14 protein-coding genes are annotated in these 14,031 nt (G+C 59.7%); 7 read left to right on the top strand and 7 right to left on the bottom strand.

Translation table 11 applies throughout. The annotated features are described in order from the left end of the window. Positions 1–16 precede the first annotated feature (16 nt). Genes ACO0LO_RS17675 through ACO0LO_RS17645 form a run of 7 tightly spaced genes read right to left on the bottom strand, consistent with a single transcriptional unit; the run spans position 17 to position 6,409 of the window. Positions 17–2,104 carry a flagellar biosynthesis protein FlhA gene (locus ACO0LO_RS17675; protein ID WP_422965790.1) on the bottom strand — a complete coding sequence of 696 codons (2,088 nt, stop codon included), beginning with the start codon at positions 2,102–2,104 and terminating at the stop codon, positions 17–19. Continuing rightward, a complete protein-coding gene (locus ACO0LO_RS17670; protein WP_422965788.1) occupies positions 2,101–3,240 on the bottom strand; it encodes an EscU/YscU/HrcU family type III secretion system export apparatus switch protein in 1,140 nt (379 codons plus the stop codon). Before ACO0LO_RS17670 ends, ACO0LO_RS17675 begins: the two co-directional genes overlap by 4 nt. Next, entirely contained in the window at positions 3,233–4,015 is a 783-nt protein-coding gene (locus ACO0LO_RS17665) for a flagellar biosynthetic protein FliR (protein ID WP_422965786.1), read from the bottom strand. Before ACO0LO_RS17665 ends, ACO0LO_RS17670 begins: the two co-directional genes overlap by 8 nt. Before the next feature lie 22 nt (positions 4,016–4,037). Beyond that, positions 4,038–4,310, bottom strand: coding sequence for a flagellar biosynthetic protein FliQ (locus ACO0LO_RS17660; RefSeq protein WP_422965784.1), 273 nt, complete (start codon positions 4,308–4,310; stop codon positions 4,038–4,040). Next, positions 4,310–5,104, bottom strand: a complete 795-nt coding sequence (gene fliP / locus ACO0LO_RS17655; protein ID WP_422965782.1) for a flagellar type III secretion system pore protein FliP — start codon at positions 5,102–5,104, stop codon at positions 4,310–4,312. The genes ACO0LO_RS17660 and fliP overlap by 1 nt, the downstream gene beginning before the upstream one ends. Continuing rightward, positions 5,101–5,463: a FliM/FliN family flagellar motor switch protein gene (locus ACO0LO_RS17650; protein ID WP_422965780.1), complete on the bottom strand. Its 363-nt coding sequence runs from the start codon at positions 5,461–5,463 to the stop codon at positions 5,101–5,103. Before ACO0LO_RS17650 ends, fliP begins: the two co-directional genes overlap by 4 nt. A 1-nt stretch (position 5,464) precedes the next feature. After that, positions 5,465–6,409, bottom strand: a complete 945-nt coding sequence (locus ACO0LO_RS17645) for a FliM/FliN family flagellar motor switch protein (protein WP_422965778.1) — start codon at positions 6,407–6,409, stop codon at positions 5,465–5,467. Positions 6,410–7,009: 600 nt separating this feature from the next. Here ACO0LO_RS17645 and ACO0LO_RS17640 point away from each other — a divergent pair. The 7 genes from ACO0LO_RS17640 to fliD all read left to right on the top strand — a co-directional run bounded on the left by ACO0LO_RS17640 (position 7,010) and on the right by fliD (position 14,018). Continuing rightward, on the top strand, positions 7,010–7,354 hold the full coding sequence (locus ACO0LO_RS17640) for a flagellar hook-basal body complex protein FliE (protein WP_422965776.1): 345 nt from the start codon (positions 7,010–7,012) through the stop codon (positions 7,352–7,354). A 17-nt stretch (positions 7,355–7,371) separates the two neighbouring features. Next, positions 7,372–9,072, top strand: a complete 1,701-nt coding sequence (fliF, locus tag ACO0LO_RS17635; RefSeq protein WP_422965774.1) for a flagellar basal-body MS-ring/collar protein FliF — start codon at positions 7,372–7,374, stop codon at positions 9,070–9,072. Then, positions 9,056–10,090, top strand: a complete 1,035-nt coding sequence (locus ACO0LO_RS17630; protein WP_422965772.1) for a flagellar motor switch protein FliG — start codon at positions 9,056–9,058, stop codon at positions 10,088–10,090. Before fliF ends, ACO0LO_RS17630 begins: the two co-directional genes overlap by 17 nt. Next, on the top strand, positions 10,087–10,770 hold the full coding sequence (gene fliH / locus ACO0LO_RS17625; RefSeq protein ID WP_422965771.1) for a flagellar assembly protein FliH: 684 nt from the start codon (positions 10,087–10,089) through the stop codon (positions 10,768–10,770). Before ACO0LO_RS17630 ends, fliH begins: the two co-directional genes overlap by 4 nt. Then, positions 10,767–12,077 (top strand): flagellar protein export ATPase FliI, encoded by a 1,311-nt coding sequence (gene fliI, locus ACO0LO_RS17620; RefSeq protein WP_422965769.1) that lies wholly within the window; start codon positions 10,767–10,769, stop codon positions 12,075–12,077. Before fliH ends, fliI begins: the two co-directional genes overlap by 4 nt. Next, entirely contained in the window at positions 12,074–12,511 is a 438-nt protein-coding gene (locus ACO0LO_RS17615) for a flagellar FliJ family protein (RefSeq protein WP_422965767.1), read from the top strand. Before fliI ends, ACO0LO_RS17615 begins: the two co-directional genes overlap by 4 nt. Positions 12,512–12,623: 112 nt before the next feature. Then, a complete protein-coding gene (fliD, locus tag ACO0LO_RS17610) occupies positions 12,624–14,018 on the top strand; it encodes a flagellar filament capping protein FliD (protein WP_422965765.1) in 1,395 nt (464 codons plus the stop codon). The last annotated feature ends 13 nt before the right edge of the window (positions 14,019–14,031 follow it).

Here is a 14,031-nt window from a genome sequence, read left to right as displayed (position 1 = left end):
GCGCCCTCTTTCGATATCAGCCCACCGTACCGATGATGCTGACCTCGCGGTTTTCGGGAATTTCGTTATACGACAGCACATTCAGGCCCGGCGAGAACAGGCGCGCATACCGCGCCAGCAGAGGCCTTATCTGCGGCATCACCAATAGCAGCGGCGGCGTCGCCTGCTGTTTCATCTGCTCCCGTGCGACCGGCATATTGACCTGCAGCTGCGACAGCAGATGCGGATCGATAGGATAATTATCCAGCGGCACCTTGCCGTTCTGCCTGGCCTGGTTCAGCGAGCCGAGCAGCATGTTTTCCAGGTCGCCGCCCAGGTTGAAGGCTTTCATTTCGGGCTTCTGGCCGAATATGCCGGAGACAATCTGGCGCCGCAGCGTGCAGCGCACTTCCGCTGCCAGCAGGATCGGGTCCTTGGTGGTTTCCGAGCTGTCCAGCAAGGTAGTTGCGATGGGCACGATATCTTTCAGCGAGACATTTTCCGCCAGCAGTACGCGGAATACCCGTAGCAGCTGCGTATGGGTCAGCGCCTTTTCCAGCGCGGCGGACAGCTTGGGCGCCAGCATCGTCAGCCTCTCCAGCAGCGCGGGCACGTCCTCATGCCGCAGTATTTCGGACAGATGCTCGCGCACCAGCTTGGCAACGTGGGTCGCAATGACACTCGGGGCTTCCACGACCTGGAAACCCATGCCCAGCGCATGCGCCTTGTCTTCCAGCGTGATCCATGTCACGGGCATGCCGTAGGCCGGTTCCACACCGGGGATGCCGTCTATCTGGCCATAGACATTAGGCGAAGGTATCGCCATCAGGCGGTCGGGAAATACCTCCGCCTGCGCCACGACACTGCCGCTCAGTATTACTGAATACTGCGAAGGCTTCAAACCCAGGTCGTCGCGCACACCTATCGGCGGTAGCAGCAGGCCCAGGCTCTCGCTGAGGCTCTGCCGCACTCCCTTGATGCGCTTGACCAAGGGCGCGCCCTGCGCCTTGTCGATCAGGCTCACCAGCTTGTAGCCCACCGCCACGGAAAGCTGCTCCACGACCGGCAGGCTTTGCCAGTCCAGCTCCGCCACCCGCTCTTCCAGCAGGGCCGCTTCAATAGCCGCCATGCTGGAAGAGTCCGGCTTGGCCACCCTTTTACCAAGCTTCCATGCAACATAAGCCAGCACGCCTGCGAATGGCAGAAACATCGGCCAAGGCATGCCCGGCGTTACCGCCAACGCCACCATGATGCCCGCGGCGCTGTACAGCACGGCCGGTGAGGCCAGCACCTGGTCGCTGACCTGCTGCTCGAAATCGCCTGAGTCGCTGATGCGCGTCACCAGGATCGCCGCGGCGGCGGACAGCAGCAGCGCCGGTATCTGCGCTACAAGGCCGTCGCCGATAGTCAGCAGTGCATATTGGCGGAAAGCATCGCCAAAGGACAGGTCGTGCATCAGCGCACCGATCGCCACACCGCCGACCATGTTGATGATCAGGATCAGGATACTGGCAATCGCATCGCCGCGCACGAACTTGGACGCGCCGTCCATCGCGCCATAGAAGTCGGCTTCGGCGGCGACATCGCGGCGGCGCGCCTGGGCTTTTTCCTGGTTGATGAGGCCGGCATTCAGGTCGGCGTCGATGGCCATCTGCTTGCCCGGCAGCGCGTCCAGTGTGAAGCGCGCGGACACCTCCGAGATACGTTCAGCGCCCTTGGTCACCACCGCAAAATTGATGATCATCAAGATCACGAACACCACCAGGCCGACGACGAAGTTGCCGCCGATGACCACATTGCCGAAGGCCTCGATCACCTGCCCCGCCGCATGCGTACCTTGGTGGCCGTGCAGCAACACCACGCGGGTGGATGCCACGTTCAGCGTCAGCCTCAGCATCGTGGTCGCCAGGATCACCGTCGGGAATACAGAGAAATCCAAAGGCCGCTTGGCCGATACGCTGACCAGGATGACGATCAGCGCCAGCACGATATTGAACGTGAACAGCACATCCAGCAATATCGGCGGCAGCGGCAGGATGATCATGGCCAGTATCACCAGCAGGAACAGCGGCGTGGCGAATTTGTGGCGCCGCAATTCAGCGACAATGCGGTTCAGGAAGTTCATGAGGGAATAACCTCGCTCAGATGAGTCGGTACAAACATTTCATTCGGGAAGTGCGGCTGGGCCGTACGTCGGCCATTGCGGAAAGCCTGTAATTGCAGCACATAATTCAATACCTGCGATACCGCCTTGTAGAGCGGCACGGGAATCTGCTGATTCACTTGGCTGGTGTTATAGATCGCCCGTGCCAGTGGCGGCAGCGACAATGTCTCAATGCCATTCTCGGCGGCCACCTGACGGATATACAAGGCCATTTCGTCCACACCCTTGGCGACGACAAAGGGCGCTTCGGCGCGGTCTTCGTCATACTTGAGGGCTACTGCATAATGTTCCGGGTTGACGATCACGACATCGGCCGTGGGCACTGTCTTGCGCACGCTGCGGCGGGCAATCTGGTGCTGCAGCTGGCGTATGCGTTGCTTCAGCTCCGGCCGGCCCTCGTTGGACTTGTGCTCTTCCTTGACTTCCTGCTTGCTCATGCGCTGGCTGCGCATGAAGAAAAAGGCCTGAGCGGGAACGTCGATAATCGCGAACAGGATGAAGACCGAACATAAGGCCATTACGCCATCCAGCATCAGCCCGCCGCCTTCGGACAAAGCTTGCTCCAGCGGCTGGTTTTGCAGCCGTATATAGCTGTCCGCACCGGCACGGCTGACGTGGAACAGCACCGCGCCCAGCATGCCGGCTTTCAGCATGGACACCAGCAGTTCGAAACCGTGCTTGGGACTGAGCAGCCGCCCCAGGTTCTTGGCCGGACTCAGTCTTTCCATTTTAGGCATCCAGTGGCTGGTGCTGATGATCCAGCCGCCGGGAATCAGCGAGCCGAGCACCACGCATAGCGGCACTACGAACAAGGGCGCCACCATCTTGACCAGCAGCCCCATGGCGGTATCGAAGATGACGGACATGCCGTTATCCAGCGCGCCCTCGCTTCCCAGTGGCAAAAAACTCTGACGGAACAGCGAGCGGAAATCCTGTACGTAGGATGGCAGCAGCCATACGAACAGTTTCAGGCTGACCAGGATACCCAGTGCGGTGGAAAGGTCGCGCGAGCGGACTACCTGGCCTTCTTCGCGGGACTTCTTCAGTTTCTGCTGCGAGGCCTTTTCGCTTTTATCTCCTTGCCCGGTATCAGCCATGGGCTGCTCCCTGCATCTGCTGCTGCAGCATGTCCAGCACCCTGCCCGTCATGCGAATATAGTGGTCAGGCACGAAACGCGCCAGTTGCGCCAGCATGAACAGCCCAAACATTGTGATCACCGAAAAACCCAGCGAGAAAAGATTCAGCGAAGGCGCGACCCGGTTCAGGAAGCCGAAACCCAGCTGCACCACGATGGACGAAAATGCAATCGGCACCGTCAGCAGCAACGCGGCGGCGAAGATCCAGGAAACATTGTAGGCAATGGCCTGCAAGCTGATCAAACCGAAACCGCCTCCGATCGGCCAGGCCTTCAGGCTGGCGCCGATCACGCCGGTCAGCACCAGATGGCCGTCGATAGAAAAGAAAACGATGATGCACATGATGGACAGCATGCTGGAAACGACGTCGGATGAGGTGCCATTCATAGGGTCGTTCATGACTGCCATGGACAGGCCCATCTGGCTCGACACCAGAAAACCCAGCATCAGGATGACGGACATGCTGAACTGGAAAGCCAGCCCGAGCACGCCGCCTATCACCGCCTGCTCCACCGCTGCTGCCACGCCCTGCATCGAAATCGGGTCTATCGCGACCGCCTGGTGTGAAATCGGCAGCATCACGACCGCCAGCACCAGAGACAGCAGGATACGCACCGGCACCGGCACCATGCCGTCGCCGATGATGGGGGCGGCGCTCAGCATCGCAAGGATGCGGCAGAATGGCCACCATAAGGCGCTGAGTAAGGGGATGAGCTGGCTGAAGACAGGTTCCATGGCATCCTTGCGTGCTGGCCGGTTATCCGACCAGCGTTGCCGCCCGGTGGAAGATGGAAACGCAGAAATCCATCAGGTAGCCGACCATCCAGCGTCCCATTAGTGTGACCGCGAGCAGGGTCACAAGTAGCCTGGGCAGAAAACTCAGTGTCTGTTCATTGATCTGCGTCGCGGCCTGCACCAGCGCCACCAGCAAGCCCACAATGAGGCCCGGCACGACCAGCACCACAACCAGCAGCATGACAATATGCAGGCTTTCGTTGATGAGGTCGGCAGCAATTTCGGGCGTTATCATCAGTAGGCCTGCACGCTGGTAACAAGGGTATTGACGGTCAAAGTCCAGCCGTCCACGAGCACGAACAGCAGCAGCTTCAGCGGCAGGGAAATGACCAGCGGAGACAGCATCATCATGCCCATTGCCATCAGCACCGAGGAAACGACCAGATCGATAATCAGGAAGGGAATGAAAAGCATGCAGCCTATCTGAAACGCCGTCTTCAGTTCGCTAAGCACAAAGGCCGCCAGCTTGACGATGAAGCCGTGATCCTGCGGCTTGCTGACAGCACCCTCGCCGGCCAGTGCCGATATCTGTGTCAGCGCTGCCTTGCTGGTCTGCGCCAGCATGAAGCGCGACAGCGGCGCCTCGGCAATTTTCAATGCCTGCTCCAGGCCTATCTGGTCCTGGTCGTAGGGCAGGAAGGCTTGCGTCCAGATCTGCTCACCTATCGGGCGCATGACCAGCAGCGTCAGGATCAGCGCAATACCGGTAACGATGCGGTTGGGCAAACCCTGCTGCAAGCCTAGCGCCTGCCGCAGCAAAGACAATACAATCACGAAGCGGGTGAAGCTGGTCATCATCATCATCATCACGGGCAGCAGCCCGAGCAGGGACATGATGATCAGTATCTGGGTCTTGACGGTATATTCGGCTTTTGCGCCGTTGACCGAAGAACCCAGCAATTCAACCGTTCCCGCCCAGGACGGCCGGCATGCAAACAACAGCGCCAGAGCCAGCACGAGCAACAATGCCAACGGTGCGCTAGGCGCCATCCGGCGCCGCGGCCTGCTGCCTGACTGCAGGGAGATCATGGCGCCATCAGATCCAGGTTGAGGCCATCGAGATCAATGACTTTCAAGCCGTAGTTCTCACCTGCGACAACCACTTCGGCCCGCCCTATCGGCGTGCCGTTAACCTTGATCACCAGCGGCTCGCCTGCCAGCCTGTCCAGCTCCAGCACGCTGTCGGGGGCGATCGACATCAGCTCCTGCAAGGACACGCGCGCGGAACCGACTTCCAGCGTCAGCGTTACCGGGATCTTGCGCATCATTTCAGGAATATTGCGGCGCAGGCCCGTGTTGGCGGCATCCGCCGAAGGCTGGTTCACGACCACATCTTCCGCCATGTCGTCCAGCAGCGTTTCCACTGAAGTTTTTTCGGTAAGGTTCATATCATTCAGCACCTTCAAAAGAGGTTAGACACAGGTTTCCTTTGTGCTCCGTCACTGCTGCGGTGAACAGCCGGGAATCTTCCAGCAGTACATCTGCCTTGCCCAGGTTGACGGGGATCACGTCGCCGACGCGGATGTTCAGCAGTTCGCCGAGCGCCACCTGCTGATTGACCAGCCTGCCGGTCAGCTTCAGTTGCAGGCGTGAGGCCAGCGGTCCGCTGTTCTGCGGCATTGATTTTGATTTCGCGGTGCTTGCCAGCCCGCGCAACACGCTGGACATCAGCGCATGGTCGAGCCCGAAATGCAGCAGACCCGTTTCGCCGGTGGAGATATCCAGCACCGTCACGGCAACCACCCAGCTTCCCTTGGCCGGCGCAGCAGTAAGAGCGGCCTTTAGCGGCGACGGGAGCTGCAGGGCTTGCAACTTCGCCGTACTGCCCTCGGCGCCTGCCGCAGCCATAGCTGCCGCAGACAGGTTTGCCTCTATCCGTGCTGCCAGCAAGCCCGACAATTGCTGGCCTAGCGTCACCGCCAGGCGCTCTTCGGTCGCGGTGATCCTAACAGGCATGTGCGATGCAGCCACAGCGCCTTGCGTCTGCCCGTCCTGTGCATGCAGGCTGCCCGGCGATTTATCGTTGCGCCGGCCGTAACGGTAATTCAGCACGCTCAGCAACACGGCGCGTTCCAGCGAAAAGGAGATGCTGCCGCCAGGCGCGGTATAGGCGATCCAGCGCTCCTCGGTCGCTTCGTCGTTGCGTCCCATGGTCACGCCCTCTATCTGGAACGACGCCCAGTAGCGACGGTTTGGAGCAGTTTTGAAAGCGCCGGTGAAATCTTCACGCAGTTGCGATGTGAAGGTGTGCAGCAGATGGATGGGCCGCCCCAGGAGACAGGGGTCCAGAACCTGATGCTGCAGCAGTCGATCTGTCTGTTTTGTCTTGCTCATAAAGGCAAACCTGATAGTTGGATGCGGCGAAGTCCCTACCGGCCCAATACGTATTTGTGACCGTATCTTGATGTAGGAATCAAATGCCATGACTACTTCACTGTGCACTGCAATTTGTAGGCCGGAAAAACAATAAGTAGGACTACCTCTGTATTCAATAATATCGCAATACATGAAACATTGCCACACATAAATATTCATATACGAAACAATTCTTTACATCTAAATTACCGTACGGTAATATAAATGCAGATAACCAAGAAATTTATCGCATCGCAGCAAGATTTTCACAGAGCGACAATGCTAATTTTTCTTTGTAAAATCAATGAAATAGAAATGTTAAGAATAAATAGTTACCGTAAGGTACTAAATAAATTTCGTAAGCAAAAGTAAATAAAAACATTTAATTTTCATTCGTAATTTTCGTTTAAATAGTATTTAGTCTTACATTTTTTTGTAATATTGCTGACATATTTTGTAGGCACTATTGGCGAAAACCGGAAACCATATTGCTGCAGGTATGCAGTCGGATCTGGACCTGTTTTAAGCGCCCAGCGCCCTGGATTGAGGTTTGCACCTCAAACAAACAAGGATGGATAAATGGCACACGAAATGACGAGCTTGATCCGTGCAGATTTGGCTTCATTAAAAAATGACGCGCTGAATCTGAAAGACAACGAGGTCGCACCGGCCATGCAGATAGGCGACGCAGGCTTCCAGCAGGAAGCGTCTTTCGCTCAGAGCATGAAGGACGCCATCGGCAAGGTGGACGGCAAAGAACAGCTTGCCTCCGACAAGATGGCGGACGTCGACAGCGGCCGCAGCGATGATCTGGTGGGAGCGATGCTCGCCAGCCAGGAAGCGAGCCTGTCGTTTTCCATGCTGATGCAGGTCCGCAACAAGGTCATGGGCGCGGTTGACGACCTGATCAAGCTTCCTCTCTAACCCGACCGGATATCCCAGTGATTACCACCCTCAAGTCCGGCCTGGCGCGCTTGCGATCCCATACTCCCGCCGCCCTGCCCGCCGCTTCTTCCGCCGTACTCAAAAACCTGATCCCCATCGTCGTGCTCGCGATCGGCCTGACCGCGCTGGCAATGATGTATTTCTGGCGCGACCAGTCTGCTTACAAACCGGTCTTCGGAGGCCGCGAAAAAATCGCTGTGTCCGACATGATGACTGCGCTGGACGCAGAACATATTCCATACAGGGTGCATCCGGACAGCGGCCAGGTGCTGGTGGCGGAAAGCATGCTCGGCAAAGTACGCATGATGCTGGCCTCCAAGGGAGTCACGGCGCAATTGCCGGCCGGCCTGGAACTGATGGACAAGAATGACCCGTTGGGCGTCAGCCAGTTTGTACAGGACGTCCGCTTCCGGCGCGGCCTGGAAGGCGAACTGGCGCAGAGCATCATGAGCCTGGATGCGATCTCTTCCGCGCGCGTCCACCTGTCAATTGCCAAATCAAGCTCCTTCGTCGCAAGCGATGGCGAAAAATCCTCGGCTTCGGTAGTGGTGGCATTGAAGCAGGGCCGAACCATGGCGCCCGAGCAGATCGCTGCCATCATCAACCTGGTGGCAGGCAGCGTGGCTTCGCTGGCGCCGCAGCGCGTCAGCCTGGTGGACCAGGCCGGCAACCTGCTTTCTTCGCACGTGGACCTGAGCGAAGGCTTCGACGCCGGCAATAACGGCGATGAAAGCGCCAAGCGCTTTCAGGACGAAACCCGCCGTAATATCCGCGACCTGCTGGGGCCGGTCCTCGGTGAAGACAATTTCAAGGTCAGCGTTACCGCCGCGGTCAACAACGACAGGGTGGAAGAAACACAGGAAAAATACGGCGACAACCCAAAGGTAACGAACGAAGCAATGCGCGATGAGCAGGACCGCAACCGCATGGCGCTCGGCATCCCCGGTTCGCTCAGCAACCGCCCTCCTTCTTCGGTTGCGGATACGGAAAAAGCTGCGGATGGCGACAAGGACAAGACGGCAGACCAGGGCAGCGCGCGCAAAAATGCGACCACGCGCCAGTATGCTTACGACCGCAGCATCACGCAGATCAAGCATAGCCGCGGACGGCTGGATAAACTCAGCGTAGCGGTAGTGCTGAACAACAATGCGGCACCGGTTCCCAAGACAGGCTGGACTCCGGCAGAGCTGTCAGGCATAGACAAGATATTGCGCAACGGACTGGGCATCAACGCGCAACGCGGAGACAATCTGGCGGTATCGGCGCTGCCCTTTCCTCCGAAGCAAGCACCTGTTGCATGGTGGCAGGAGCGCGACAACGTCGTCGACATGGGCTCCTGGGCCAGCTATGCGCTGGCGGCGGTGCTGGGCTTCTTCCTGATAGTGCGTCCGATGATGCGGCTGGCGACGCAAAAACTGGCCCCACCGATGTTGCGCTCCGCCGACGTTCACCTCAACAACAGTGCTTCTGCTGCGCAGGCCCTTTCCGCTTCCAGCGCGGAAGGCAGGACGCAATCAGAACCCAAGCTCGCCGGCGCCATGCCGGTAGTGCCGCTGCTGGAGAACTACGACTTGCCCCCCGCCGGTTCCGCTGTGGACGTGATGGTGGACCACCTGAAGGTGCTGGCAGGCAAGGAGCCGGAACGCGTGGCTGAAGTCGTCAAACAATGGATGCAAAAAAATGGCCGAACTCAATAACCCTTCCGACCCGGCGCTGCCGGCCGCAGTCGCGCTCAGCCCGGTGGAGCAGGCCGCCATCGTGCTGCTGAGCATAGGCGAAGAGCCAGCCGCAGCAGTGCTGCGTTGCCTGTCTCGCGAAGAACTGCTGGAAGTGACACAGGTGATGTCGCGCATGAGCGGGTTGAAGGTAGAAACCGTCAAGACGGCAATGCAAAACTTCTTTGACGACTACCGTCAGCAGAGCGGCGTGCACGGCGCGTCGCGCTCTTACCTGAAACGTTCGCTGGACCTGGCACTGGGCGGCGACATCGCCAACACCGTGCTCAATAGCATTTACGGCGATGCCATCCGCCCGAAAATGGCAAGGTTGCAGTGGGTATCGCCCAAATGGCTGGCCGACTATATCGCCAATGAGCATGTGCGCATGCAGGCAGTGTTTCTGGCTTTCCTGCCGCCCACACTGGCCGGTAGCATCATCGACGCGCTACCGCTGGAAGGGCGCGACCTGGTGCTGCTGAACGTTGCCCGTCTGGACGAGATCGACAAGGACCTGCTGCTGGAGCTGGACGAGCTGGTTGGCCGCTGCCTGAACAGCCTGGACATGCAAAGCACCAGCATAGAAGGCGTGCGCCAGGTAGCCGAAATACTGAATCGCGTGACCGGAGACCGCCAGCAGCTGGTGGAACTGCTGCGCGCCCACGACCCCGAAGTGGTCTCCGAAATCGAATTCAGCATGTACGATTTCTTCATCCTGTCGCGCCAGCCCGAAGTGGCGATCATGCGCATCATCGAGGAAGTGCCGCTGGAACAATGGGCCATCGCGCTCAAGGGCGCGGAGCCGGCGGTGCGCGACGCGATCCTGAAAACCATGCCACGCCGCCAGGCGCAGAACTTCGAAGACATGATGCGGCGCGCCGGCCCTATTCCCCTGAGCCGCATAGAACAGACACGCCGGGAAATCATGGCGCAGGTAAAAGCGCTGGCCGATGCGGGCGAAATAGAAATCCAGCTGTTCGCTGAAGCGGTGGTTGAATGAAGCAGTTCCGTCCTTACCGCTTCCCGCCGCTGGCACAGTTCAAGGCTGCCAACGAGCGTTCCGCAGGCACCGAAGACCAATGGCAGATTGCCGTGTCCGAGGGGTTCCAGCAGGGGCAGAAGGACGGGTACGATCTGGGGCTGGAGCGCGGCCGTCAGGACGGCTACGAGGCCGGCCTGCGGCAAGGCACGCAACAGGGCCGCGACGAAGGACGGCGCGAAACCCTGGTGTCGTTCGACACACTGGCCCGTCCGCTGGATGCGATGCTGGCCGGCCTGGAAAAAATCGGCAGCGACTACCGCGAAGCGCAACGCAAGGAAGTGGTGGACCTGGTGGCCAAGGTTGCGCGCCAGGTGATTCGGGCAGAGCTGGCACTGCAGCCCGTGCAGTTGCTGGCCCTGGTCGACGAAACCCTGGCTTCGATGCCGCCTACGCGCGATGAGATTGAAGTATTCCTGAACCCCGAAGAGCTGCAGCGCATCAAGGAACTGGACCCAAAGCGTGCGGCACGCTGGACGCTGATACCCGATTCCCGGCTGGACCTGGGCGAATGCCGGGTCAAGGCCGGCGACCACGAAGCCGATGCAGGCTGCCAGCAGCGCCTGGCTGCCTGCCTGGAGCAAGTCAGCGAACAACTACAGAACGCAGCGGATACTCCGGACGAGGAGGCAGCGTCATGATCTCCGCTGCGCTGCGCAAACTCGAACTCGGCGCCGTGCCGGTCGCCACGCCCACCGGCAGGCTGGTGGGCGCATCCGGCCTGCTGCTGGAAAGCGCGGGCTGCCCTTTGTACACCGGCCAGCGCTGCCAGATCGAAACCGTGTCCGGCGAATGGCTGGATGCACAGGTAGTGGGTTTCCGTGAAAAATTATCCTACCTGATGCCGTTCAAGAAAGCGGCGGGGCTGACGACCGGCGCCCGCGTGCTGCCCAGCCCGGAAAAAGCCAGCCTGCAGATCGGCCCTTCATGGCTGGGCAGGATGGTCAACGGCCTGGGCGAACCGATAGACGACCTGGGCAGGCTGGGCGGAGAACACGTGCTGGAATCCCATCCGCCCAAAGTACACCCCTTGAGGAAAAAACCGGTCAGCGAGCCGCTGGACGTGGGCGTACGCGCCATCAACAGCATGCTCACCCTGGGCAAGGGCCAGCGCGTCGGCCTGATGGCGGGCAGCGGCGTGGGCAAGAGCGTGCTGCTGGGCCTGATCACGCGGCAGACGGTGGCGGACGTGGTCGTGGTCGGCCTGATCGGCGAACGCAGCCGCGAGGTACGCGAATTTGTCGAACTATCGCTCGGCAAGGAAGGCTTGAGCAAGGCGGTGCTGGTCATCGCTCCGGCGGATGAGTCGCCGCTGATGCGGATGATGGCCACCGAGCTCTGCCATTCGATTGCCGCGCATTTCCGCGACCAGGGCAAAAACGTACTGCTGCTGGTGGATTCGCTGACACGCTATGCGATGGCGCGCCGCGAAGTAGCGCTGGCGCTGGGCGAACCGCCTGCGACCAAAGGCTATCCGCCATCGGTATTTTCCGCCTTGCCTCAACTCGTGGAGAGCGCTGGCAACGGTGAAAACGAACAAGGCAGCATGAGCGCCATCTATACCGTGCTCGCCGAGGGCGACGACCAGCAGGATCCTGTGGTGGACGCCGCACGCGCGATCCTGGACGGCCACATCGTGCTGACGCGGGAACTGGCCGAACGCGGCCACTACCCTGCGATCGACATCGGCGCATCGATCAGCCGCTGCATGGCGCAGGTAGTCGGCAAGCAGCAGCTGCATGCAGCCCGCGACCTGAAAAGCATGCTGGCCCGCCATGACAGGGTGCGTGATCTGATTCCCCTGGGCGCTTATGTGCCGGGGGCAGACCCCGTTACCGACCGCGCGGTCAACCTGAATCCGCGTATCGAAGAATTTTTGTGCCAGGGCACGCATGAGGCCGCGCCAATGGGGCCGTGCGTCACCCAGCTTGAGGAGTTGATGGCATGAGCAAACGCTCGACGATAGATAGTCTGGATACCCTGGTCACGCTGCGCAGCCGCGACGTGGACCGGCTGCAGGCCGATTTGTCCGGCAAGGCCGGCGTGCGGGACCGCTACCGCGCCAACCTGGAGCGCCTGGCCGGCCTGTGCGCCGACAGCGGCGCCAGCGGCGCGCTACCGCTCGTACTATCGATCAATTGCGCCAACTACAAGCAGGCCGTCATGCAGATAGCGGACACACACCGCAACGACCTGGACCTGCACGAAGCGGACATGGCAGTCACCCAGCAGGCGCTCAACAGCGCGTGGCGCAAGCGCGAGGTATTGGGCCAGGTGCTGGAGCAAAAACGTAACGACTTAAGCAATGAACAACAAAAGCATGATCGCAAGCAGCAGGATGAGCTGGCCATCCAGGCGTGGCACCGTGGAAGGCAGCCATGACATCCGCACATCGATTTCAGCCGGGAGCAAAAACGGTCGCCTTGTACCTTGGTAATAATACCAAAACAGGAAACCAGGCCACCACCTCCCCCTTTTCAGAAAGGAAACTGACATGACCAGCACATCCAGCACCAGCGGTTCGACCCCAAAATACGATCCGGACACCACCGCCAAGCAGCTTGCGACTGCCTATACGGCAGACCGGCAGACCATGCTGACCAACCAGACCAACGCAGCAAAAAGCGCGGCGGATGGATTGACGAAACTGCAATCTGCGCTGACCACCTTTGAATCCGCGCTCGACGGCCTGTCGAACAAAAACGGCGTGCTCGCGCAGACCGCCACGTTCAGCAACAGCGCCGTCGGCACGGCAACCGCCAATGCCTCCGCCGTTCCGGGCAGCTATTCCTTTTTCGTTGAAAAACTGGCAAGTGCCAACCAGGTGGTCTATAGCGGGCTGACCAATGCCAGCGTCACCGGTGGCGATACCTTGAAAGTCACGCTGGCCGGCGGCACCACCTTCAATGTCAACCTGGCGGCAGCCGATACCAACGGCGACGGCCTGACAGCGAAGGAAATCGCCGCGGCAATCAATACCGCGACCGGCAATAACTCCACCGTTACCGCCTCCACCGTTACCGTGGGCGGACAATCGCAACTGGTGCTGCAATCAAATGCTACCGGCCTCGACGGCAAGATCACGCTGGACACCAGCCAGGTTGCTTCCGGCCCGCTGAAAACAGCGCTGGATGGCGGTAGCGAACTGGTGCCGGCGCAAGACGCCGTCGTCTGGCTGGGCGACCAGAATACCGGCATCAGGCTGCAGCAGGCATCCAATACCTTCAAGGCCATCGACGGCGTCAGCATGACCTTCACCAAGGCCATGTCGGCAGGCGATCCGCCTGTAGGCTTGACCATCGCGTCCGACACGGCGGGCACGGCTGCAAACATGCAGTCTTTCGTAGACGCATATAACGCTTTGCAAGGCGTGCTCAGCGGCCTGACCACCGTAGGCAACCCTTCAAAAAATATCGCCGCCGGCACGTTTGCCAATGACACCGGCCTGGGCGTGCTCAACAGCCGCATGGGCAGCGCAATACGCGAAAGCCTGAACGGCCTGAGCCTGGCCAGCTATGGCGTTACCGCAAACCGCGACGGCACCTTGTCGCTGGACCAGACCCAGCTGACCAAAAAGCTGGCGACCGATCCGGAAGGGCTGGACAAGCTGCTGGGTACCACAACGCTGGGTTCACAATCCGGCATCCTCGGCGATATGAACAAGTATCTGGAACTCTGGACCAACAGCGCCACCGGTCAGATTACGCAGAGGCAGAATTCGGTGACTAATCTGCAATCCTCGCTGGCCGACCGCCAGACTTCGCTGGATGACCAGTACAACAGTGCCTACAACCGCTATCTGCAGCAATTTACCCAGCTACAGACGCTGCAGGCGCAGATGGACCAGACCACGAATATTTTCGATGCCCTGTTCAGTAACAGCAACTAACAGCAATTAACGG

Source organism: Undibacterium sp. TJN25 (assembly GCF_049339885.1).
Lineage (GTDB): Bacteria > Pseudomonadota > Gammaproteobacteria > Burkholderiales > Burkholderiaceae_D > Undibacterium.
Note: the sequence above shows the minus strand (reverse complement) of the source record. Positions and strands in the feature narration are given on the sequence as shown.

Bases quoted from the DNA above. Each gene is read 5' to 3' on its own strand.
- ACO0LO_RS17675 (WP_422965790.1), bottom strand. From the start codon at position 2,104: ATGAACTTCCTGAACCGCATTGTCGCTGAATTGCGGCGCCACAAATTC.
- ACO0LO_RS17670 (WP_422965788.1), bottom strand. From the start codon at position 3,240: ATGGCTGATACCGGGCAAGGAGATAAAAGCGAAAAGGCCTCGCAGCAG.
- ACO0LO_RS17665 (WP_422965786.1), bottom strand. From the start codon at position 4,015: ATGGAACCTGTCTTCAGCCAGCTCATCCCCTTACTCAGCGCCTTATGG.
- ACO0LO_RS17660 (WP_422965784.1), bottom strand. From the start codon at position 4,310: ATGATAACGCCCGAAATTGCTGCCGACCTCATCAACGAAAGCCTGCAT.
- fliP (WP_422965782.1), bottom strand. From the start codon at position 5,104: ATGATCTCCCTGCAGTCAGGCAGCAGGCCGCGGCGCCGGATGGCGCCT.
- ACO0LO_RS17650 (WP_422965780.1), bottom strand. From the start codon at position 5,463: ATGAACCTTACCGAAAAAACTTCAGTGGAAACGCTGCTGGACGACATG.
- ACO0LO_RS17645 (WP_422965778.1), bottom strand. From the start codon at position 6,409: ATGAGCAAGACAAAACAGACAGATCGACTGCTGCAGCATCAGGTTCTG.
- ACO0LO_RS17640 (WP_422965776.1), top strand. From the start codon at position 7,010: ATGGCACACGAAATGACGAGCTTGATCCGTGCAGATTTGGCTTCATTA.
- ACO0LO_RS17630 (WP_422965772.1), top strand. From the start codon at position 9,056: ATGGCCGAACTCAATAACCCTTCCGACCCGGCGCTGCCGGCCGCAGTC.
- fliH (WP_422965771.1), top strand. From the start codon at position 10,087: ATGAAGCAGTTCCGTCCTTACCGCTTCCCGCCGCTGGCACAGTTCAAG.
- fliI (WP_422965769.1), top strand. From the start codon at position 10,767: ATGATCTCCGCTGCGCTGCGCAAACTCGAACTCGGCGCCGTGCCGGTC.
- ACO0LO_RS17615 (WP_422965767.1), top strand. From the start codon at position 12,074: ATGAGCAAACGCTCGACGATAGATAGTCTGGATACCCTGGTCACGCTG.
- fliD (WP_422965765.1), top strand. From the start codon at position 12,624: ATGACCAGCACATCCAGCACCAGCGGTTCGACCCCAAAATACGATCCG.